The following is a 22,408-nucleotide window of genomic DNA, read 5'->3' as shown; positions in this document are numbered from 1 at the left end:
ACAACAAGGGATGATAATATGATATACATTTACACAGATTTTGGTGGAACGCATACAACATCACTAGCTGCAGCGTATCATTTAAATAAATTACCAACGGATCGGAAGTTAACGAAAGAAGAGATTTTGAATGTAGATTACTTTAATAAATTGAGAACAGAAGATATGGGGAAAATTATTTTTCATGGCATAGATGAACATGGAAATCCAGTATATACGATTGGATGTGGTGCATCAAAAGTCGTTGTACCTGCGATGAAGCATTTAGGTGAGATTCTACAAAAACATTATCAAAGCCATGAAAAGATTATTTTTTCTAATACATCACCAACAGTGCCTTTACCAATGACTTTTGGTGGTCTATTTTCTAGAAGGTTCCACATCGACTTTATCGGCGTACCGTTACTCGTATGGGGAGCGAAAATTTGCTGTGATAATATACAAAGGCTTGTTAGTTATACAAAAGAGGCAGGAAGATTAACGAATGATTATGTTGTAATTTTAGATAATGAAACTTTTAAATAATGTATAATAAAAAAGAAAATCGAGCAAATTCCTTGATTTTCTTTTTTATTTGTGAAATAGACAAGAAATAGTCACATTTAATACGCATCTACTATAGCCAAAACAATCAAGTCCTGTTACTATTACAGGGATATTCTCTTTTCATAACATAAATATATAGAAAAATTAGAAAAGAGGAATTGAATTAAGGGAGGAACAACATGAAGCGTGTTGCTTGGATTACTGATAGTACAACTGCGAATTTTAAAACAGAAGGAGATAACTTTGTTATCCCAATCGAAGTTATTATTGATGGAATGTCGTACAAAGATTGTGAAGAAGGTGTACGTGAACGTGTTTATAATGCGTTAAACGAAGGTAAAACAGTCACTACTTCACAACCTAATATCGGGGAAATGGTAGAGTTATTTACGAAATGCAAAGAAGAATATGAAGAAGGATTTGCAGTTGCTATTAGCGGAAAAGTAAGTGGAACCTATCAAAATATGAAGTTAGCTGCAGAAATGGCAGGTTTTCCATTAACTGTATTAGACAGTGAAACAACAAGTTATCCAATGGATGAATTAATTAGAAAAGCGAAATCGTTATACAATGATGGTATGACTTTACAAGATATACACAAAACATTAGTAGATGAAAAAAGAAGACCTTTTCATGTATTCCCAAAGAGTTTAAAAGGTTTATATGCGAGTGGTCGTGTAAAGGGCATCCAATTTTTACTTGGAAGTTTATTAAGTGTGAATTTAATATTAGAAGTAAAAGGTGGAGAGCTTTTACTTGAAAAGAAAGTTCGTAAAATCCAAAAATGTCGAGAATATATTAAAAATGAACTTGAAAAAGAATTACCAAAAGTACTTCATATGTTCCATGCTAACGATAAAGCTGGAGCGGAAGAATGGATTGCAGATATTAGACAAGCATTCCCCGAAATGGATTTCAAACTATATCCATTACCAATTTCATTTGCTGTTCATGCAGGTGAGGGAACAATAGCAATTAGTTATTAAAGTAAAACCCGTGAATGATTCACGGGTTTTTTATTTAATTAAATTGAAATGGGATCTCGCCATATCTCCATCGAGCTTAGAGATTGATGGCTCCCATTAACCCAGTATCAATTGAAAAACTTGTACTAAGGAATCTACAAAATATCCGTATCTTTAAAGCCGAGATTGAATCGGCGAAACGAATCTATACCTGTAATGACTCCTTATATGTCCAAGGCAGTGTAGAAAACAAAACAATCGAGGTAAAGTTCAAGTCACATTTTACTGTTCAAATAGAGGAATTCTAGATAAAGGAAATAAGAAAACACCTTATAGTATATAAGGTGTTTTTATACAAAAGACGCCCATGCGGGCGTCTTTTGTACCTCTTAAAATGACTTGAATAGCGTTTATTTGAGGTCATTAGGTAGTTAGAGATTGATGACTATCTTTAACGAAAAAAGTTGATCAGTTCTTAATCATTATACATCAATATATTCTAATTTAAAATGTAATATTGCATGAATACTACATTTCCTATCCATGAAACAGCAAGTTTTAATATTTTATATATTTATTTCGATACTTGAGTCAGATATAGAAAGACAGTAAGCAGAATGATAATGATACTTGTCCGATACATCCACGGGTTTTCTTCTTTTACTCCTAATTCTTTTCTCACATCGTTTTGTATTTTACCCAAATAGATAATAGCCAAGCTAAGGAATGGACTGATAAAGCAAAGAACCAACCACACTGGTTCACAAGGAGACAATTCCAGATCATAATCCTGTTCATATTTTTTAGACATTTGATAATACAGTATTGGATAAAGACTAGTTATAAGTGCTACATAAGATAACCACGTGAATCTCCTCATAGAAAGTGACTCCTTCAAAATATTTATACCCTAATATTAACAATAATTTGATGATCTTGTTATCGGATTATTGTATTATCCTGTGATTAAGTTATTGAAAGTCATATTTTTTTAATCTACATAAATCGGAATATTCTTTCTAATATTTCTACAGTTACAACCCATTTACATATAATGTTATTAGGATTATATTGGCAATGTAAGAGAAAACAATAGATGGAAGGGGATGTTTTTTATGTTTAAAAAAGCAGCACTAGGGATTTCATCGTTAGCGATCACAGCGTTCGTTGGATTAGGAATGGCAACAGAAGCTTCAGCCGGACCAGCAGCACCACTTACTTCACTAAACGTCGTACAAGTAGAGTCTGAGCTAGGCGGGGTAGAAACAATTAATCAGAACAGTTTTAGCACATCACGTAACCACGGGGGAAAATACTTATATATTACAACGAAAGAAATGGGCTATGGCCAAAACCCATTTGCTAAAATGAATGGTTCTAATGTAAAGAGTATTGATTCCACTATAATTGGCGGAAGACCAATCGTTGGCTGGTATTATAAATGGGATGCTTCTGGACACCAACAAGGAACTTTTGAGTACCAAAAGACATCTATAAATGCACCATTTAATACAATGCGTACATCAATTTATATCCAATAAATTTCGAAAACGCTTGCACATATAAAATAGTCAAAGAAAAGGCGCTCCTAGGAGTGCCTTTTTTGACTTGAATCACGTCCATCTATATGTACAATCTCGATTCCATAGCAAGAACACTTCCCATAAAACAATATCCTAAACGTCTATGAAATTAATATGAACGGGTAGTACAAGTCCTCTACAGTTAAAGTACGTAACCTTACATAGTCCAACCAAATGAAAAAGGAAAAAAACTGTCGTACTTACGCCACAGTTTTTAATTTATTCATGAACTCATAGTTTAATTTTAAGTTTTTTGGATATATAGACATAACCGTACTACCTGCTACTCTTTTTTAAACTCAAGATTAAAAAGAGTAGCTAAACTTATATAAGCTTAGCTTGATGGATATGTGGAGAAACCCTAAAATTAATTACATCTTTTTCATAGCATAAATAATTTTATATAGGGAGATGAAAGGATTTTTTAAAATAATAAAGAAGTATGTATAAACAAATATATAAATGGTAGTGATTAGGATGAAAATCAGTAAGTTTGCAGAAGTAAATAATGTAAGTGTAGATACGATTAGACATTATATGGACCTCGGACTCGTTATTCCCGAGAAAAAAGGAAGTCTCTATTTTTTTGACGAGTATTGTCAAAAGGATATAGAACTTATATTAGAGTACAAATGGCTAGGGTTTAGCTTGAATGAAATTAAAGAACTGTTTCTTTATAAAAATTTAGGGAAATCGTTAGACTATGAAAAGGATATTTTTTATCAATCTTTATTTAAAGTAAAATATGAAAAGGTTGAACAAGAAATAAAAACCTTAAAGGAACGAAAAGATAAATTAAAGAAAGCGTTAAATAATTTATCTATAGAAACTGAAATTACGAGTTCAATTTTGGGGGTAGATTTAAAAGTACTTCATTTATTTAAATGTGTTAAGTGTAACGGAAATTTAATTCTTGAAGATGGCATTATTAATAAAAATCAAATTGTTGAGGGGAAATTAATTTGTAATTGTGGTGAAGAATACGCGATTACTTCCGGAGTTTTAACAGCTGGAAAATCACTTGAGGCGTATGAAAGGAAATCACTTGAAGATTCTATTTCAGATTATATCCATGAAACGGATACTACCTTTTTGGAGAATATACAAAGAGGCGGCGAATGGGCAAAAAAGAAACTAATACAGCTAGATTTAAATAACAAGATATTACTTGATTTAGGATCGGGGCTTGGGTTCTTTTTACGAAATATTTATGAAGAACTACCAGAAGATTGTTTATACATTGCAGTTGATCGAGATTTGAATAAACTTTTACTTTTAAAAGATGTAATTGAGAGAAGAACTGTGAAAAGAAATATTGTATTTATCTGTGCTGACTTTCTAAACATTCCTATTCAGAATTATTCTGCTGATATTGTAATTGATCAATCAGGTACAAGTAATTATAATTTTGAACATGAGGAGTTTTTATTACGCGAATTAAATTACCTTTTTAAACCTAATTGTTATTTATTAAGTTCATTTATTTTATTTAATAAATTCAGTATAAATAGCCAAATTGCACCTAGACTCCGAGAGAATTTTACATCTGCAAAAGTTAAGAGAGAAATCCAAAATTTACAGTTTCAGTCCATTGGTGAAAGAACCTCTAAGTATTTAGAACGGGGCGGGAAATACGAAGATTTCTTTGTCAAAGGAGAAGAAATCTATACATATTCATTTTTAGGAAAAAGGTGGGGTTAACCCCATCTTTTTTAATTTTTTATTTAAATTTTTTTTATAAGAGCATATTGATATTGGGTTTACCCGAGAATTTACACTGTATGTAATATAAAGTTAAACAGGAGGGAAATTATGGGGCGCTTACTAATGCATTCACAAAACGTAAAAATTAATCAAGAACTAAGAAATATGTGTCTCTATTCATTCGGGAAAACAGTATCAATATTTGGTAGCTCTATTTATAATTTTGCATTAGGGTTATATGTTTTACAAATAACCGGATCAGCATTAAATTTCGCAATTACGCTTATTTTAGGGACTATTCCAATGATTGTTATGAATCCATTTGCTGGTGTAATTGCAGATAAAGTTGATAAAAAGAAATTGGTCATTTGTATGGATTTACTAAGTGGAGGCTTATTAATTACTGTTTATATATTTAGCAGCAATTATGGATTAGACTTATTCACCATTTATGCTACTACCTTTCTTATAACGGTATTTACAACATTTTTTGGAATAGGATTAGAAGCTGCAAAACCAAATATCGTCTCCAAAGAGAGGCTAATGAGTATTAACTCTATAAGTAAAATTATCGATTCTATATCTTTAATTCTAGGTCCTATGTTAGGTGGTATTGTTTTTGCAGTCTTTGATATTAAAATTTTTATAATTATAAACGGTATTTCATTTATCCTTTCGGCTATTTCCATATTACTTATTAACTTTAAATTGTTTGAGCAAAACATAAATGAGGAATGTTCAATTAGAAAAATTAATTTTATTGAAGATATAAAGGAGGGATACTCTTACTTAATGGAGCGGAAAAGCTTAAAAAATACGTTCAGTATTTTAATTTCACTTAATTTCTTCTTAGGGTTTGCTGTAACTGTTCCATTGCCATACATTATTAATACAGTTCTCAATCTTGGTTCTAAACAATTTGGTATGATTCAAGGGACTTTTCCAGTAGGCATGATAATTGGTGCGATTTTAGTAAAAAAGATAACCGATCGTTTTTCTTACGCTTATCTTTTGAAAAAGTTAAGCTTTATGTTGGCGGTTTTTATGATTATTTCAGGAATTCCAGTTTTATTCAAAAGTTTTGAGGTAAATGATTTTGTATACGTTATTACCTATTGTGTTGTTATGTTCTTTTTAGGGCTAATTATAGTGCTTATTGATATACCTATAGCTTATTTCATGCAAAAAGAGATTCCTGATGAATATAGAGGGAGAGTTCTCAGCATTGGATTAAGTATAGGTAAAATGATGCTTCCTTTAGCAATGGCGCTATCCGGTCTATTATTAAATTATATCCCAGCCTACATGATTACAATTGTAGGGGGAATCTTATATTTAATAGTAATTAAAGTTTCATCGAATCGTTTCATATTAGAAGTTCATTCGAAAGATTATAGCGCTTAGTAGATCTTAGATTATTTATAGAATGCATACTGCTACATTTTTTAAGCTAAGAAATGCAAATACTATAAAACGAAAAAATGGGCTGATTTCCCATGAACAATTTTGAAAAGATTACATATTCGTTTTGGAGAATACTTTAAAATTGTAGGTTGAGGGGGATAAATATCGTTCCTAAATACAATAAGAAAATTTAACTTTATTGATTGACCTTCCCCTTACAGGAAGCAATATATTTAAAATAATTAATTACAGGGGGTGAGTGTTATGCTTTCAATTGGAGAATTTTCAAAAATATCTCATCTTACAATGAAGACGCTGCGCTATTATGATGAAATTGGGCTTTTAAAACCAGCTTTCATAGATACTAAGAATGGCTATCGCTACTATGATATTTTCCAATTAGAAATAGCTTTATTGATTACACGATTAAAAACTTATTTTTTTTCGCTGGAAGAAATTAAGGATATTTTAGAAAATCGGGAGAATACTGAATTGCTTAACTCTAAAATGAAAGCCAAACAAGAAAATCTAACACAGCAGATAACATATTATTCTACTTTATTAAAAAAATTAAAGCTTGATATTCAACAATTAGATGCAGAGGAAAGTATCATAGGTTACTTAAATCATATTGAGATTAATCTTGTAAATCACTTAACCTATAATATATTATCTCAGCGAAAACAAATTAATACCGCTGATTTCCTAACGCACTTTAATGAGTTGTTTAGTAAAATTTCATTTGAAAATTTATTACCTATTGCAAAACCACTTGCTATTTTCCATAGTTCAGAATATGTACCTGAAAATTATGATGTGGAAATTGCGATTCCCCTTGCAGAAGCCACAAATAAAACAAAAGTGTTTAATCCCGGTCTTTGCGCAATGGCTACGCTTATTGGTTCTTACGAAGAATTACCTTATATTCATACAAAGCTACATGTTTGGATTGAAGAAAATAACTATAAACTGAATGGCGCTCCGTTTGAAGTTTATAAAACGAATCCTTATAGCACACAGGAGGAGAATAATATCATAGAAGTATATTTTCCTATAAAATGAATAAAGGAAGGGGCGTATCACAATGTATGGTATAAACCGGCCAACAATGAAAGAAAAAATATTAATTTTAGTTACTGGGATTATCTATCTAATCATTGCGTTTTACTTGCTTTTCATTACTTATTTCAAACCAGGCATTTCAATAGGGCTGTTTATAGCTTTAATTATCACCGCTTTACGATTAACAGCTATGATGTTTATATGGTTGCCTAGGGGGATTTCATGGCAAGAAGCCATTATGAACAGTATTGCTTTTGGAATTTATTATTTAGGTTTTCCAATCTTAATGATTACTAGTAATCAGGATCCTAATTTAATATTACTTACAATAGGTTGGATATTATTTTTAGGAGGAAGTATGTTAAACACAGTTTCAGAGCTACTTAGAAAATCCTTTAAAGACAATCCTGTAAATCAAGGTAAGCTATATACAGGCGGTTTATTTAAATATGCGATTCATATTAATTATCTGGGGGATTGCCTTTGGGTGTTAGGTTTAGCATTTATCTCTAGCAATATTTATAGTTTGTTTATACCTCTAGGCCTGTTCTTTGTATTTATTTTTGAATATATTCCAAAATCTGATGCTTACTTACAGAAAAAGTATGGAGAACAATTTACAGTGTATAAACAGAAAACAAAAAAACTAATACCGTTTATTTGGTAAATCAGTTTCATAAATTATAAAAAGCGCAGGATTACCATCCTGCGCTTTTCTATCGTAATTCAGCTGTTTTTCTAATAACAATCTTATCAATATCATCTTCTTCATCACCAATAAATAATCCACGTTCTTTTAAATACGCTTCAAAATATAAATCTGCTTCAGCGCGTTCATCATATGGCTTTACAGAGAGAACGAAACCTAATTTGTTTTGTTCTTCTAAATGAGAAGAGGAGATGTAAGCCGGTACATTATGGCGTAAAAAGAGTTCTTTAACCGGAATAATCATATCTTTCATTAATTTCGTTAGCATACCCATTTCAAACTCGAAATTAAAGCGATCTATACTAGATAAATCAGCGAATACTACACCGATAAAACCCGTATTAAATACTTCTTGATATTCTACATCTTCGTCATGGCCGCCGTAAAAATTCTTTTCGATTAAATAATTTACAAAATACGCAACGCCATCACTTTGTTCGAATGGTTTCGTGGAAAGAACAAAACCAATTTTCTTTTGTTTATGTAAATACACACATGACATGTATGCTGAAATGTTATGTTCTTTAAATAGCGAACTCGTTGCTCCAGAAAGACCGTCTAAAACATGATGAACGATTTGGAGTTTTTTACGAGCAAAATAATAGGATTTCTTTTGTAACTCCAATGTATCAATAAAGACAGAGCCGATAAAGCCTGTATTTGAAATAATAGGTGCTTGCTTTTTTCTTCCTCTGCGCTTTAATGGAGCCATTGTTAAAATCATCCCTTCATGTACGTTTAAAATAAAAAGAACGTTTGTTCGTATATTTATATTTTACTATTAAAACGCTATAAAGTAAAGGGTTTTTGATGAAAAAACAACAAAAAAGACACCTATAAAAGGTGCCTCAAACGCTGTAGGGAATAGGGTTTACCCTAACTATTTATATTAAGATACAGAAACAATCTCTTCTGTATCTTCTACATCTAAATGACAGTCCATAGTACGAACATCTTGATCTTCATGACTTCCGAAATAAATAGTAATTTTCATATGTATCGCTCCTTTATTCTAGGAATACCTAAAATAATTACTAGTAATGTTAATGTTTATTATATACCACTTTTTTCATTCCGACAACGTTATATCATTTTTAATTGTTTTAAAAGACAGAGCAAGATTCAAAGATGAATTTTCTATAGAAAAGGATGAATTTCTAATATGTTATATTTAATATAGAAGGATTCGAGTATTACTTTTATGAAAAGGAGAACTATTGATGAATTATAAACAATTATTAATAGATAACTTTGCATTTAAAACTTCATATAGGAGCTTATAAGTCGTTATGAAAAAGATGTATCTCGTTACAATCATTTGTGCCTTTATAGTATTAAGTATCTTTGTTTTTCAGAAAACAAATGAATTTAAGTATACTAAGGCTATTAATCAATCAAATCATATAAAAAACATCGCACATAGAGGCGCTTCTGCCTATGCACCTGAACATACAATAGCAGCATATAAATTAGGACAACAAATGAATGGAGATTATATAGAAATTGATCTCCAAATGACAAAAGATGGACATTTAGTGGCTATGCATGATGAAACATTAAACCGTACAACAAATGGTACTGGGTTAGTGAAAGAACATACATTAGAAGAAATAAAGCAACTAAATGCAGGCTCTTTTTATAATGAAAAGTACCCGAACTCAGCAAAGAAAGAATTTGAAAACGTTAAAGTTCCAACACTTGAAGAAATTATTGAAACGTTTGGGCATAACGCAAACTATTATATTGAAACGAAATCACCTGATGAATATCCAGGAATGGAAGAAAAGTTATTAGAAATGATCAATCACTACGAAATACAGGATAAAGTTATTATTCAATCATTTAGTGAAGAAAGTTTGCAAAAAATTCATAGCTTAAATGTTAATATAGCCCTGGTGCAATTATTACCATATAAAAAAGCAGTTCAATTAACTGAATCAAAGATAGAAAAGTATAAAAAGTATTGCATAGGTCTTGGTATGAATTACAAATATATTGATGCCGCTTATGTAAAGAAGATAAAGCAACACGGATTAGAAGTACATCCGTTTACAGTAGATAATGAAAAGGATATGAAAAAGTTAATTTTATGGGGAGTCGATGGGATGTTTACGAATTATCCGGATCGTTTACATTCAGTATTAGATATAAAAAATCATGAATAAAAAGTATTATTCTTAAGAGAGTAATTAACAAAAAAGAATCCACTAAACATATTGGATTCTTTTTTGTTGTTCTATTTGCCGAACTTGATACAATCCGATATTGATGATAATTTTTCATAAGTTTTGTCAGAAAGTAATCAAAATGTAATTAATTTTTACTACGCTTTTTATATTTTTTTGATACACTGGCTACGAGGGGGATACCAATTAAGGTAGGTAAAAACCAAAACCATATTGGCGGAAGTAAATTTATAACGGGAATATGGATGCCGACATTTACTAAAAGTGCGGTGACTGCACCTATATAAGAACCTAACATACCTCTAATATGGTGATGGAGCCAATTTTTCCAACGTTTTTTTCGTGCAAGGTATCCATAAATCGCAAATGAATAAGATAAAATTGCTACATAAAATAAATATGCGATTTTATCCCAATTGATAATAGATAATATTATCGCAGTAAGGGTGATGACAACATAGGATGCATGGTATATTTCACCCCATTCCGTATGTTTTCCTTTTTTCTTTTGAGCAACCATCGCTACAATACCGGTGATTAAGCATATTGTTCCAAATAGTATGTGTATGGTTAAAAGAATGCTGAAAAAGCTCATAATAATTCCTCCTTTTTTATTTTTATAGTATTGCAGTATAGGAGAAAAGTTGAAAAATATAGTTAGTTCGGCTTAATATATTGAAATAAAGGTACTCCTAGAACAAAATCCAGTGATTTAAATGTTTTTTCAAATTTAGTGAGCTGATTATTACGTTAAATGAAGGAGAAACTTCAATGTTTACATCTATTACATATTTACAATCTGGGAATGACAAGCAACAAAAAATATATGATGTTTTGAATGAACTAAAAATAATGGAGGATTTAGTTTTGTATAGTCCAGTTCTTTGCGGGACAATCCCTATAAGAATTGATACTCCTCAATCTGACTTAGATATAGTAATGGAAGTATATAACTTTAATGTTTTTGAACAGGAAATGAGATCTTTATATGGTTCTTATGAAGGATTCAAAATAAAAAAGTCAAAAATTAAAGATACTGAATCGATAAGGGCTAATTTTAAATTTGAAGGTTTTGAATTTGAATTATTTGCGCAGCCTAAGCCAGTACGTAATCAAAATGCATATAGACATATGATAGTAGAGCACATGCTATTAATGCAACATCCACATATAAGGGAAGAAGTAATTCAGTTAAAAGAGAGCGGTTTAAAAACAGAACCTGCTTTTGCTCAAGTATTAAACATTAACGGTGATCCTTATGAAGAACTTATTTTATTGGGACAAGAAATGAGATTGTGGTAAATAAGATACATAAAAACTCCTCTATAGAAAAAGAGGAGTTTTTGTTATGCCATTAACTTACGGATTAATTCACTGAGCGATTTAATCCCGTAAGTAATTTGTGCTGGTGAAGCATATCCATACGATAAACGTATGTACTGATCTGTTTCTTCTTCATAAATACGTCCTGGATTTAAAAGAATTCCTTTTGATAGCGCTTCTGAAAATAGTTTTTTCATCGGAATGTTAGGTACAGCCTTTAGCCATATGAAAAATCCACCACTAGGAATATCCCACGTTGCGATATCTGTACAATACTTATGTAAAGCTTGTACCATTATTTTTCTTCGTTCTTTTAGGTGAATTCTTACGTTTGCTACATGTTCTTCATAAAAATCTTCATTTATCCATTCAGCAGCTACTCTTTGAGATAAAGAACTTGATCCATAGTCTGTTTGCATTTTTATATCTGACAATCTATCAATAACAGGTTCTGGTCCGATTATCCAACCAATTCTAAGTCCTGGACTAAGTGTTTTAGAGAGACTACCAATATATAATACATGTCCATGTTTATCCATCGACTTTAAAGGAACTGGGGGAGGTTCATCAATCCATAACTCACGATAAATATCATCCTCAATGATAGGTAACTGCTCCTTTTCACATATTTTCAATATTTCTTTTCTTCGTTCTGTGGACATCAATATCCCCGTTGGATTTTGAAAACAAGGAATTGTATATAAAATGTTTTTCTTTTGACTATATTTAATTCGTTTTAATAAGTCGTTAGGTAAAATACCGTGATGATCCATTGGTATACCGGACAAATTTATATTTGCTGATTGAAAGACATGAAGTGAATATAAGTAAGAAGGTTGCTCGAGTAAAACGGTTGATTTTCTATGTAAAAGACCAATTGATATTAATTGTAATGCTTGTAGTGCACCAGAGACGATTAATATAGAACTCGGTGATGCGTGTATTCCAAATGATTTTACGTATTTGCTTATTGCTTCACGTAACGGATAAAACCCTTTTTGTTCTTCGTATCCGAAATAATCTAATTCCTCACTGACGTTTTTTATTATAGATTGCATAATTTCGAGCGGGAAAAGATGAGGTGCAAGTTCACCTTTACTAAGATGGATAAGTGTTTTATTTGCTTCTGCTTCGTTTATTTCTCGCACCATTAATTTGCTTGGTTTATGAATACCAGCCTTTACATATTCACTCCAATCGGGCGGGGGATTAGTCGCTAATAATGACCATGTATTATTCGTTACAATCGTTCCTGCTCCAATTTGTCCTTGAATTAAACCATCTGCCATAAGTTCATCTAGCGCCGTTATTATAGTACTTCGATTTACATGAAATAATTTTGCTAACTGCCGCTGGCTAGGAATCTTACTCCCAATTGGCCATTCTCCGTTTTCGATTTTCTCTTTCATATAGTCTATTATTTGCCGATATTTGGGCACCTTTTTATCGGTTGTCATATAAAAAAACTCCCTCGTTTATTTAAAAAATGCAAAGTGGTTGGTTTTTTCGATACATAACTGGTTGAAGACATTGTATCAATTATTAAATATGATGAAAAGAAATAATTGGTAATAAATAACGAGTTGATTTATTAGAGAGGGAGAGAAAACATGCTTAATAAAAAATGGGATTTTCGAATCATATGTGCTCACGCTTTCACGATTATAATATGGGGAACTGCTTTTCCAGCAATTCGTATGGGGCTTGAATCTTATACACCTGAGCATCTTACATTACTACGCTTATTAATCGCTTCATCTATACTTCTTCTGTTTTCCTTTATATACAAACTCCGATTACCTGATTTGAAAGATATTCCAGCAATTTTTATATTTGGTGCTTTAGGATTTACTATTTATCATATTGCATTAAACTACGGTGAAAAAACTGTAAATGCTGGATCTGCAAGTTTAATTGTTTCAGTCACTCCTATAGTAACGGCAATTCTTGCTTCTGTTTTTTTAAATGAAAAAATGAAATTAAACGGTTGGATTGGTAGTGTAATTAGTTTTATAGGAATTGCTTTAATATCATTCAGTCAAGGAGATTCTATTCAATTAAATAGTGGAGGATTATTTGTACTATTAGCAGCAGTTTCGGAAAGTTTATTTTTCGTTTTTCAAAAATCGTATTTAAAAAAGTACGGTTTCTTACCATTTACCGTATATACAATTTTGTCTAGTACTATATGTATGCTTATTTTTTCACCAGGAGTTTATCAAGAAATACTGGCATCTCCAATTGAAGTGAATTTGAGCGTTATATATTTAGGTGTCTTTCCAACGGTACTTCCGTATATTGCATTGGCCTATATCATCTCTCGTGCTGGTGCTTCTGAAGCAACAAGTTCGCTATATTTGACGCCAGTAACTGCGTGTTTCGTTGCTTGGATATGGTTAGGGGAAGTTCCAACTTTCGTTTCAATAATTGGTGGAGGGATTACTATACTTGGAATTGTGATTGTTCATATACCAGTATTAAGAAAAGAAAAACATAGGAATCTAGCAAATAATCAATCAGTATAATGTAATTCAATAATAATTTTATGATACTTTTTTATATAGTTTCTTTCTTATGTTGATAAATATAATATTTTGTATTTCAGTTAAATATTGTATGTTACATTTTATGTAGTAAGCATTTTAAAAGGAGATGACAACATAATGAATGGAAAAAGAAAAGTTTTCACATGTATTTCTATTATAGGAATCGGACTAGCTAGTTTTTCTACTTCTAGTTTTGCAGCAAATGGAACGGACAATTCAGTACAAAATTCTATCTCCGTAAATAATCAACAAGTAGCGACCACAAAAGAAATGAAACCATTTCCTCAACAAGTTAATTATGCAGGTGTTATAAAACCGAATCATGTTACACAGGAAAGTTTAAATGCTTCAGTAATAAGTTACTACGATAATTGGAAAAAGAAATATTTAAAAAATGACTTATCTTCTTTACCTGGTGGTTATTATGTAAAAGGAGAGATTACAGGTGATGCTGATGGGTTTAAGCCACTTGGAACTTCAGAAGGTCAAGGGTATGGAATGATTATTACCGTATTAATGGCTGGTTATGATTCAAATGCCCAAAAAATCTATGACGGTTTATTTAAAACAGCAAGAACTTTTAAAAGCTCTCAAAACCCTAATTTAATGGGTTGGGTTGTAGCAGATAATAAAAAAGCACAAGGCCATTTTGATTCTGCTACTGATGGAGATTTAGATATTGCGTATTCTCTTCTTCTTGCTCATAAGCAGTGGGGATCAAATGGAACGGTTAATTATTTGAAAGAAGCACAAGACATGATTACAAAAGGTATTAAAGCTAGTAATGTTACAAATAATAACCGACTAAATTTAGGAGATTGGGATTCTAAAAGTTCACTTGATACGAGACCATCTGATTGGATGATGTCACACCTTAGAGCATTTTATGAATTTACAGGTGATAAAACTTGGCTTACTGTTATTAATAATTTGTACGATGTTTATACGCAATTTAGTAATAAGTACTCTCCAAATACAGGGCTTATTTCAGATTTTGTTGTAAAAAGCCCACCACAACCCGCACCTAAAGATTTCTTAGATGAGTCAGAATATACAAATGCATATTATTACAATGCTAGTCGGGTACCGTTGAGAATTGTAATGGACTATGCGATGTACGGTGAGAAGCGAAGTAAAGTCATCTCTGATAAAGTTTCTTCATGGATTCAAAATAAAACGAATGGAAATCCTTCTAAAATTGTGGATGGTTATCAATTAAACGGATCAAATATCGGTAGTTATTCAACTGCTGTATTTGTTTCACCATTTATTGCTGCAAGTATAACAAGTAGTAATAATCAAAAGTGGGTAAATAGTGGATGGGATTGGATGAAGAATAAGAGAGAAAGCTATTTTAGTGATAGTTACAATTTATTAACTATGCTATTTATTACGGGAAATTGGTGGAAACCTGTACCTGATGATAAAAAAACACAAAATCTAATAAATGATGAAATGTATGAAGGATATGATAAATAATCAAATTTGAGAATAGTTACCTAGGGAAAGGAATTAGCATATGCTAGTTCCTTTTTTATATCTTGTAAAACATAATCTATTTTAAACTTTGCATAGATATACTTGCTTTTTTCATATAAATAGCTATTGATGAATCTATTTTTTATGAGGGGAGAGTATTTCTTGGAAAAAGTATTATTTTTCGGAGACCCAGGTATTGATGACTCATTTGCTATTATGTATGGTTTACTGCATCCCGAAATTGAAATTGTCGGTATTGTAACTGGATACGGAAATGTTGAGCATATACATGCTGCACATAATGCAGCGTATATTTTACAGTTAGCAAATAGACAAGACATTCCGGTAATTAGTGGTGCAACAAAACCACTTACAGAAGAAATTACTACGTATTACCCTGAAATTCACGGGTCAGAAGGATTAGGGCCCATCCATGTTCCAGAAAGCGTATTATCTATCCCAATATACAACTTTGGTAGTATTGCTTCGATTCTTATAAAGTATGGAAAAGATTTAACGATTGTCGATGTAGGAAGATCTACCTCGTTAGCGATTGCTTTTAATTTATGGAATGACTTAATGCTAAATGTAAAAGGAATCTATTTCATGGGTGGCGTCTTTTTAGAAGTAGGAAATGTAACACCATTAGCGGAGGCAAACGTGTATGGAGATCCTATAGCAAGTAAAATTGTTTTTCAGCAAGCAAAGAATTTATTAATATTCCCTTTAAATGTAACAAACAAAGCAGTTTTAACACCAAATGTATTTAATTTCATCCAAGCTAATACAAAGAATCCATTTCATATGATAATGAAACCAATGTATGATTACTATTTATCTGCATACCAAAAACTTAATCCATCTATTGAAGGACCTTTGCTACACGATGTGGTTGCTATAAGTGGATTAGTAAATCCAAATTTTTTTGAACTTGTGCATCGTACAGTGAATGTAGATACATACGGAGATACGAAAGGACAAACATTTGCAGATTTTCGCCCTAACTCTATATCTGAAGGAGCCCGTATAGCTTTAGAAATAGATGCAGAAAAATTCATTCAAGATTTTATAAAAACTATGTTATAAGTTGTTGTCGAAAAAGGGAATTATTTCACTACGTTGAATATAAAAATACATCCTCTATATAAAGGAGCTTACAATATTGAATGTCCAGTTAAAGGTTGTTACAAGAGACAATTGGGAAGATGCATTAAAGTTACAAGTTAAAGAAGATCAAAGGAAATTTGTCCCCGCCGTAGCAGTTTCACTTGCTAAAGTATATATAAAACCAGATGGTGACAATGTAGAGTACATGCCATTCGCTATATACGATGGTGGCCTTATGGTTGGTTTTGTTATGCATGCTGTTGTTAGAGAGACATCGGATATGTATTGGATTAACGGATTTATTATTGATCAAAAGCAGCAAGGTAATGGTTATGGAAAAGCAGCATTGCAAGAAAGCATTTATTTAATCAAAAACACATGTAAGGCGTGTAAAGAAATTAGATTAACAGTACATAAAGATAATATCTCTGCAAAGAAACTATATGAACGTTACGGTTTTCAATCATTAGGCCATGATTATGATGGTGAGCAAGTGTATCGTTTATTTGTTTAACTATTATAGATTGAATGACTAGGAGGAATATCAATTGAAAAGTAAATTCCATCATATTGTACGAGCAGTCGTGATAAAAGATGAAAAATTATTAGTCGCTGAATATATTGGCCATCATTATTTCTTGCCAGGGGGGCATGTTGAAATTGGTGAATCAGCAGAGAACGCATTAATAAGAGAGTTAAGAGAAGAACTTGGAGTAAACTGTAGTATACAACAATTTTTAGGAGTCATAGAAAATCAATGGCAAGATAAAGAAGTGCTTCATCATGAAATTAATCACATTTTTGAAGTAGATTCACAAGAGTTACATACGGATTTAACACCACACTCTAGCGAGTCTCATTTAGCATTTCATTGGATAGATTACAGTAAAGAATCTTTAACTACTCATAAAAACATGCCAACGCCTTCAGTTAAAGAATTACTAGAAAGAAAATTAAATGATGAACTACTAAATTGTTGGATAAGTAATTTTTAAATCCCTCTATTTATAGTAAATACGTCCATCGAAAGGATATAAAGAAAATAGGCTGAAAAACAAGGTACATCACCTAGTGTAAGTTCATATTTTGTTGATGTACGCATTTAATCTATAGTCTTGTTTCTATTTCGTTTACAAAAATATATAAACTTTAACGTTTGGGCGGAATTTATATTTATAAATGGAGGGGTTCGTAATGAATCAGTTTCAACATGAACTACAAACATTAAATCTTAATGATTATCAAACTGGTAATGTTGTGTATTGGGATCAACAACAAAGTCAATATCCATACTATTACATTCAAGGTGATGTACGTCGTTGTGGTGGATGCGGAGGTTGTGGTGGACGCTGTGGCGGTTGCGGCGGCGGCAGATGTGGTGGATGCGGAGGCTGTGCTGGATGTTTTGGTTGCTTTAATTGCTGGAACTGGTGGGTTATTTAAATATAGTACATCATTAATATTTCATATGAAAGAAAGGTGTAAATACTGTTTATACTTTTCTTTCATGTTGTAATTTTGTATTAGTATTAAGGGGGATTTATTTGTATACATACGAAAAGTTGATTTCTTGGGTAGAGAATATAAAAGAAAAAAGTCATAGTTCTGCTACAGCACTATGTATTATAAAAGATAACAAAATTGTGCTAGAACATTATAATGGATATCACTCAAATACATTTAATAGTAAAAAGGTAACAGCATCTTCGCAGTTTAATGTCGCTTCTGCGAGAAAAAGTTATTTAGGGTTAATGATAGCGTACGCTCTTTATGAAGGGAAAATAAACTCCATTGATGATGAGGCAATAAAATATTTTAAAGACTTTAATCCTCTATTACTTGGTAAAACAACGATAAGACATTTAGTAACTCATTCGCATGGTCTAGGCGAAATGGATGACGGGACTATTTTTCGTGAATTTGAACCTGGACAAGATTGGGCGTATAGAGATATTAATGTAAGAATGATGACAAGTCTCATTTATCAGCTCTATAATAAAAGCTTTCCTGATTTATTAAAGGATCGTGTATTTAAACCTGCTAACTTCAAAGAAACAGGTTGGAAGATTCAGCAAGATGAAAATTTAGTTAAAGTTGTCAATGATCCAAATAAAAACGCGATTAGTGAAATTGGTACGATAGATGATGGTACTGAAAAAAATCTATTTGTTTCAGCTAGAGAATTTGCGTATTGGGGCAATCTGCATTTAAATCAAGGTATGATACATGGTAAACAACTTGTACCAAAAGAAGTTATAGAAATTGCTACAAGTTTGCAAAGCCCGTCTTATAAAAATTGGGACCTGCCACAAAATGGGTTGTTTTGGTTCGTCCAAAATGAACCTGCACAATTAAGTGAGCTTGGCGAACGTGTTCCAAAAGGCTCTTATCAAATATTAGGAATTACAGGACCGACTATTTTAGTAATACCTGAATATAATGTAGTTGTTGCGAAAATGTATAATAAAAGATATAACTACGGCGGCGGAAATTATTTATATTATTTACGTGAATTTAGCAATTTAGTCGCAGATACATTTAGTAGCAGTAATAGGGCATAATTACTCCTATAACAAAAAGGAGTGATTTAAAGTGAAAGATAAAGTGAGTAAAAATAAAAAGCAAAATATTAAAGATGTAAATACAGAGCAAAATGCAATTTATAGCGATCCAAAAGATGCAGCTAATATGCAAACTGTACCGCAGCCGAAGGATTTTGATGAAATCGAATATTAATTTCTCATCCGACTATATGATGAATGAAAAATACGTCTTAAGTCCCATCACATATAAGAAATCATTTGATAACATATATACATAAGCATTTGAAAATGTCTTATCTTAACAAAGCTTTCTTTAGAAATATCTGATATAACCTGCAAAAAGGCACTTCTTTATGAAGTGTCTTTTTGTGTATATAAATGTAATTTCCATTTTCCGTACAGTATCTTGTATTTTTCAATGGATATACTAACTGTGAAAATTCATGTCAAGATAAAAGAAGGGGACAGTTAGTATGAAACAAACTTCTATAAATCCTCTATTAATTGTTCTAGGTACAATTATTGTTCAAATTGGCCTTGGAACAATTTATACATGGAGTTTATTTAATCAACCCCTTGTAAGTAAGTTTGGATGGAACCTTAATTCAGTAGCGATAACTTTCTCCATAACAAGTTTTTCTTTATCATTCTCAACCTTATTTGCAGCAAAGTTGCAGAAAAAATTAGGACTTCGGAAACTCATCGCTACTGCAGGAATTGTTTTAGGACTCGGTTTAATACTTAGTTCACAAGTTTCTTCCTTACCACTACTATATTTATTAGCTGGTGTCGTTGTTGGTTATGCGGATGGAACAGCTTATATTACATCACTATCTAATTTAATTAAATGGTTTCCAAATCGAAAAGGACTTATTTCAGGTATATCTGTATCAGCATATGGAATGGGCAGCTTAATCTTTAGATATATAAACGGAAATCTTATCGATAACCTTGGTGTATCACAAGCATTCTTATATTGGGGTATTATCGTGTTACTTTTAGTATTAATTGGATCATTCTTCTTACGTGAGGCAATTGTAAGTAATGCTGTAACTGAAACATTACACAATGACTATACTCCGCGTGAAATGATGCGAACGAAACAAGTATATCTGCTATTTTTTATGTTATTCACCTCGTGTATGGGGGGGTTGTATTTAATCAGTATGGTAAAAGATATCGGCGTACAACTCGTTGGACTTAGCGCAGCAACCGCTGCAAACGCCGTTGCTATGATTGCAATCTTTAATACAGTAGGTAGAATCATTCTTGGGACGTTATCAGATAAAATCGACCGAATTAAAATTGTCTCTGCAACGTTTATTATTATAGGATTGTCAGTCTTTACTTTAAGCTTTATTCCGCTAAATTACGGAATCTATTTCGCTTGTGTAGCAAGTGTCGCCTTTTGCTTCGGCGGTAATATCACTATATTCCCAGCTATTGTCGGAGATTTCTTCGGATTAAAAAACCATAGTACAAATTACGGGATTGTATACCAAGGTTTCGGGTTTGGTGCACTTGCAGGTTCATTTATCGGAGCAATACTTGGTGGATTTCAACCAACCTTCATCATAATCGGTGTTCTAAGCGTTATTTCCTTTATTGTTTCTATATTAATTCGTCCGCCGAATGTAGAGAAGAAAAAGGAAATAAAACATTTACATCGAAAAATAGCTTAATTCTAAAAAGGGTCCTTATGCTGGGGCCCTTTTTTATTACGTTAACTTTGTTTCTTTACTAACTCATGAAAGACAGGACAATATCATTATAAAATTGAATAGATAAGTGAAAAGGAGCGTGATACTTAAAATGAAAATAGCGCAGCAGTGGGTACAAGAAGATAGTGATTACATAAGAGAGAAAGTAATTGAATACAATCAAAAATGTCTCGCATATGAAGAAAAAACACCTTCAGAAAAGGTTAGTTTTATAGTGAGAAATGAAAAAGAAGAAATTGTAGGTGGGGTAACAGCAATAACTTTTTGGCACCATGTACACGTTGAATTTCTATGGGTTTCGGAAGAATATAGACACGAAGGATATGGAAGTAAACTAATAAATCGTATTGAAAAATTTGCAATTGAAAAAGGGTGTAGGTTAATCAATTTAGATACTTTTAGTTTCCAAGCTCCTGATTTTTATAAGAAACATGGATATAAAGTAATTGGAGTAAGTGAAGATCATCCGAAAGGACATAATCATTATTATTTAGAAAAAAGGCTATAAAGTATATAGAATGTATTAACGTTAGTAGTTAGAATGTTATCCTTTTTGATTATGCGTTTAAAAGAGAATCTTGAGTAAACTTATACATCTTGCTGCGAATTAGAAGCACTCCTAAAGCAAGAAAAGATAGGATTGGAGTAATAGTGACGGGAAACTCTTTTTTTATAGCGAATATATCTAAAATAGGAATATAAATGTGGGCATTCAGATGAAGGGGGAATTCTTATGAATTCATTTGTAAATGACAAGTTTTATGAAATCAGAAAAAATCTATTCGAGGAAATTACGATGTTAAATGATGCTCAATTCAATAGTAAGCCAGACAGTAATCAATGGAGTATAGCACAAGTATGTCATCACGTAGTTTTATTAGATGAGAGGGTTATAAAGGTCATTTCATCTGGATTAAAAAAGGTTGATAGCACCTTAAAAGAGCGTCGAGAAATTCATTCTATATTACAAGATAGATCGATAAAATTTACAGCTCCAGAAATGATTGAACCAAGTTTAGAACCATTTGTAGTGCAGCAAATGATAGATATGTTAAACGAATCAAGAAAAGAATTGATGCGTTTCCTTAGTACAATAGAAGATGAATCTAGACTCACGAATAAATCAGTGATGCATCCAGCTCTTGGAGAATTACTTCTTGATCAGTGGATAGAACTGATCTATTTGCATGAACAGCGCCACATAGAACAAATCAAAGAGATAAAATTACTTTGTGAAATTGGGAAGTAAACATCTTTGTCTATTAACAAAAAATAATGGTTTCATATGTATGTATTTGAAATGAATCTAAAGAAAGATTAATTTAGAATCCAATTTGTTGTATAAGTTTAACCCCGTCTCAAAATAAGGACGGGGTTATTATTAATACTAGTGTTAATTTAATCAACTTCTATTCAAAAACTTCGAGAACGTATTTAAGAAAATCCCCCTAAAATACGTTCTTTTTTTAATCCAAAGGTAGCCATTTCTTATTAATTCCCCAAATAACGGTAAAGGCAAGACACAACTAA

General features: G+C 31.8%; 23 protein-coding genes. 20 read left to right on the top strand and 3 right to left on the bottom strand.

Annotated features, from left to right (window positions below; genetic code table 11):
• Window positions 1–18: 18 nt before the first annotated feature.
• The 7 genes from COK05_RS17915 to COK05_RS17875 all read left to right on the top strand — a co-directional run bounded on the left by COK05_RS17915 (window position 19) and on the right by COK05_RS17875 (window position 7,931).
• Window positions 19–525, top strand: coding sequence for a DUF3189 family protein (locus COK05_RS17915; protein WP_098613659.1), 507 nt, complete (start codon window positions 19–21; stop codon window positions 523–525).
• 200 nt (window positions 526–725) lie between these two features.
• Entirely contained in the window at window positions 726–1,532 is an 807-nt protein-coding gene (locus tag COK05_RS17910) for a DegV family protein (RefSeq protein WP_098613658.1), read from the top strand.
• Between the two features lie 1,094 nt (window positions 1,533–2,626).
• Entirely contained in the window at window positions 2,627–3,052 is a 426-nt protein-coding gene (locus COK05_RS17895; protein ID WP_000472916.1) for a DUF4879 domain-containing protein, read from the top strand.
• A gap of 519 nt (window positions 3,053–3,571) precedes the next feature.
• Complete coding sequence (locus COK05_RS17890; protein ID WP_098613655.1) at window positions 3,572–4,795, top strand: methyltransferase domain-containing protein; 1,224 nt, start codon at window positions 3,572–3,574, stop codon at window positions 4,793–4,795.
• Window positions 4,796–4,906: 111 nt separating this feature from the next.
• Window positions 4,907–6,202 (top strand): MFS transporter, encoded by a 1,296-nt coding sequence (locus COK05_RS17885; protein WP_098613654.1) that lies wholly within the window; start codon window positions 4,907–4,909, stop codon window positions 6,200–6,202.
• A 264-nt stretch (window positions 6,203–6,466) separates the two neighbouring features.
• Window positions 6,467–7,264 (top strand): MerR family transcriptional regulator, encoded by a 798-nt coding sequence (locus COK05_RS17880; RefSeq protein WP_098613653.1) that lies wholly within the window; start codon window positions 6,467–6,469, stop codon window positions 7,262–7,264.
• Between the two features lie 22 nt (window positions 7,265–7,286).
• Window positions 7,287–7,931, top strand: coding sequence for a methyltransferase family protein (locus COK05_RS17875; RefSeq protein ID WP_098613652.1), 645 nt, complete (start codon window positions 7,287–7,289; stop codon window positions 7,929–7,931).
• 49 nt (window positions 7,932–7,980) lie between these two features.
• Here COK05_RS17875 and COK05_RS17870 read toward each other — a convergent pair whose 3' ends face one another.
• Complete coding sequence (locus COK05_RS17870) at window positions 7,981–8,685, bottom strand: hypothetical protein (protein ID WP_098613651.1); 705 nt, start codon at window positions 8,683–8,685, stop codon at window positions 7,981–7,983.
• Window positions 8,686–9,262: 577 nt separating this feature from the next.
• Between COK05_RS17870 and COK05_RS17860 the strand changes: the two genes are divergently transcribed.
• Window positions 9,263–10,138, top strand: coding sequence for a glycerophosphodiester phosphodiesterase (locus COK05_RS17860; RefSeq protein WP_098613650.1), 876 nt, complete (start codon window positions 9,263–9,265; stop codon window positions 10,136–10,138).
• A gap of 148 nt (window positions 10,139–10,286) precedes the next feature.
• On the opposite strand, the gene COK05_RS17855 is transcribed toward COK05_RS17860, so the two are convergent.
• Window positions 10,287–10,754 carry a DUF2306 domain-containing protein gene (locus COK05_RS17855; RefSeq protein WP_098613649.1) on the bottom strand — a complete coding sequence of 156 codons (468 nt, stop codon included), beginning with the start codon at window positions 10,752–10,754 and terminating at the stop codon, window positions 10,287–10,289.
• 176 nt (window positions 10,755–10,930) lie between these two features.
• Between COK05_RS17855 and COK05_RS17850 the strand changes: the two genes are divergently transcribed.
• A complete protein-coding gene (locus COK05_RS17850) occupies window positions 10,931–11,461 on the top strand; it encodes a DUF4269 domain-containing protein (protein ID WP_098613648.1) in 531 nt (176 codons plus the stop codon).
• A 44-nt stretch (window positions 11,462–11,505) separates the two neighbouring features.
• Here the strand turns inward: COK05_RS17850 and pdxR are convergent, their stop codons facing one another.
• Complete coding sequence (gene pdxR, locus COK05_RS17845) at window positions 11,506–12,939, bottom strand: MocR-like pyridoxine biosynthesis transcription factor PdxR (RefSeq protein WP_098613647.1); 1,434 nt, start codon at window positions 12,937–12,939, stop codon at window positions 11,506–11,508.
• Between the two features lie 153 nt (window positions 12,940–13,092).
• Between pdxR and COK05_RS17840 the strand changes: the two genes are divergently transcribed.
• The 11 genes from COK05_RS17840 (at window position 13,093) to COK05_RS17790 (ending at window position 22,127) form a co-directional block, all read left to right on the top strand.
• Window positions 13,093–14,007 (top strand): DMT family transporter, encoded by a 915-nt coding sequence (locus COK05_RS17840; RefSeq protein ID WP_098613646.1) that lies wholly within the window; start codon window positions 13,093–13,095, stop codon window positions 14,005–14,007.
• Between the two features lie 138 nt (window positions 14,008–14,145).
• Entirely contained in the window at window positions 14,146–15,507 is a 1,362-nt protein-coding gene (locus tag COK05_RS17835; protein WP_098613645.1) for a glycosyl hydrolase family 8, read from the top strand.
• A gap of 162 nt (window positions 15,508–15,669) precedes the next feature.
• Entirely contained in the window at window positions 15,670–16,593 is a 924-nt protein-coding gene (locus tag COK05_RS17830) for a nucleoside hydrolase (protein ID WP_098613644.1), read from the top strand.
• A gap of 76 nt (window positions 16,594–16,669) precedes the next feature.
• Window positions 16,670–17,128 carry a GNAT family N-acetyltransferase gene (locus tag COK05_RS17825; protein ID WP_098613643.1) on the top strand — a complete coding sequence of 153 codons (459 nt, stop codon included), beginning with the start codon at window positions 16,670–16,672 and terminating at the stop codon, window positions 17,126–17,128.
• A gap of 34 nt (window positions 17,129–17,162) precedes the next feature.
• Window positions 17,163–17,609 carry an NUDIX domain-containing protein gene (locus COK05_RS17820; RefSeq protein ID WP_098613642.1) on the top strand — a complete coding sequence of 149 codons (447 nt, stop codon included), beginning with the start codon at window positions 17,163–17,165 and terminating at the stop codon, window positions 17,607–17,609.
• Window positions 17,610–17,808: 199 nt separating this feature from the next.
• Window positions 17,809–18,057 (top strand): heterocycloanthracin/sonorensin family bacteriocin, encoded by a 249-nt coding sequence (locus COK05_RS17815; RefSeq protein ID WP_141539149.1) that lies wholly within the window; start codon window positions 17,809–17,811, stop codon window positions 18,055–18,057.
• A gap of 101 nt (window positions 18,058–18,158) precedes the next feature.
• The gene (locus tag COK05_RS17810; RefSeq protein ID WP_098613640.1) at window positions 18,159–19,175 is read left to right on the top strand and encodes a serine hydrolase domain-containing protein; all 1,017 of its coding nucleotides are present in this window, start codon (window positions 18,159–18,161) and stop codon (window positions 19,173–19,175) included.
• 31 nt (window positions 19,176–19,206) lie between these two features.
• On the top strand, window positions 19,207–19,350 hold the full coding sequence (locus COK05_RS31390) for a hypothetical protein (protein WP_000653685.1): 144 nt from the start codon (window positions 19,207–19,209) through the stop codon (window positions 19,348–19,350).
• Between the two features lie 280 nt (window positions 19,351–19,630).
• Window positions 19,631–20,839, top strand: coding sequence for an L-lactate MFS transporter (locus COK05_RS17800; RefSeq protein ID WP_098613639.1), 1,209 nt, complete (start codon window positions 19,631–19,633; stop codon window positions 20,837–20,839).
• Window positions 20,840–20,969: 130 nt separating this feature from the next.
• Window positions 20,970–21,386, top strand: a complete 417-nt coding sequence (locus tag COK05_RS17795) for a GNAT family N-acetyltransferase (RefSeq protein WP_098613638.1) — start codon at window positions 20,970–20,972, stop codon at window positions 21,384–21,386.
• A gap of 225 nt (window positions 21,387–21,611) precedes the next feature.
• The gene (locus COK05_RS17790) at window positions 21,612–22,127 is read left to right on the top strand and encodes a DinB family protein (RefSeq protein ID WP_098613637.1); all 516 of its coding nucleotides are present in this window, start codon (window positions 21,612–21,614) and stop codon (window positions 22,125–22,127) included.
• The last annotated feature ends 281 nt before the right edge of the window (window positions 22,128–22,408 follow it).

It is taken from the genome of Bacillus cereus, from assembly GCF_002567495.1.
Classification (GTDB): domain Bacteria; phylum Bacillota; class Bacilli; order Bacillales; family Bacillaceae_G; genus Bacillus_A; species Bacillus_A cereus_AQ.
Note: the sequence above shows the minus strand (reverse complement) of the source record. Positions and strands in the feature narration are given on the sequence as shown.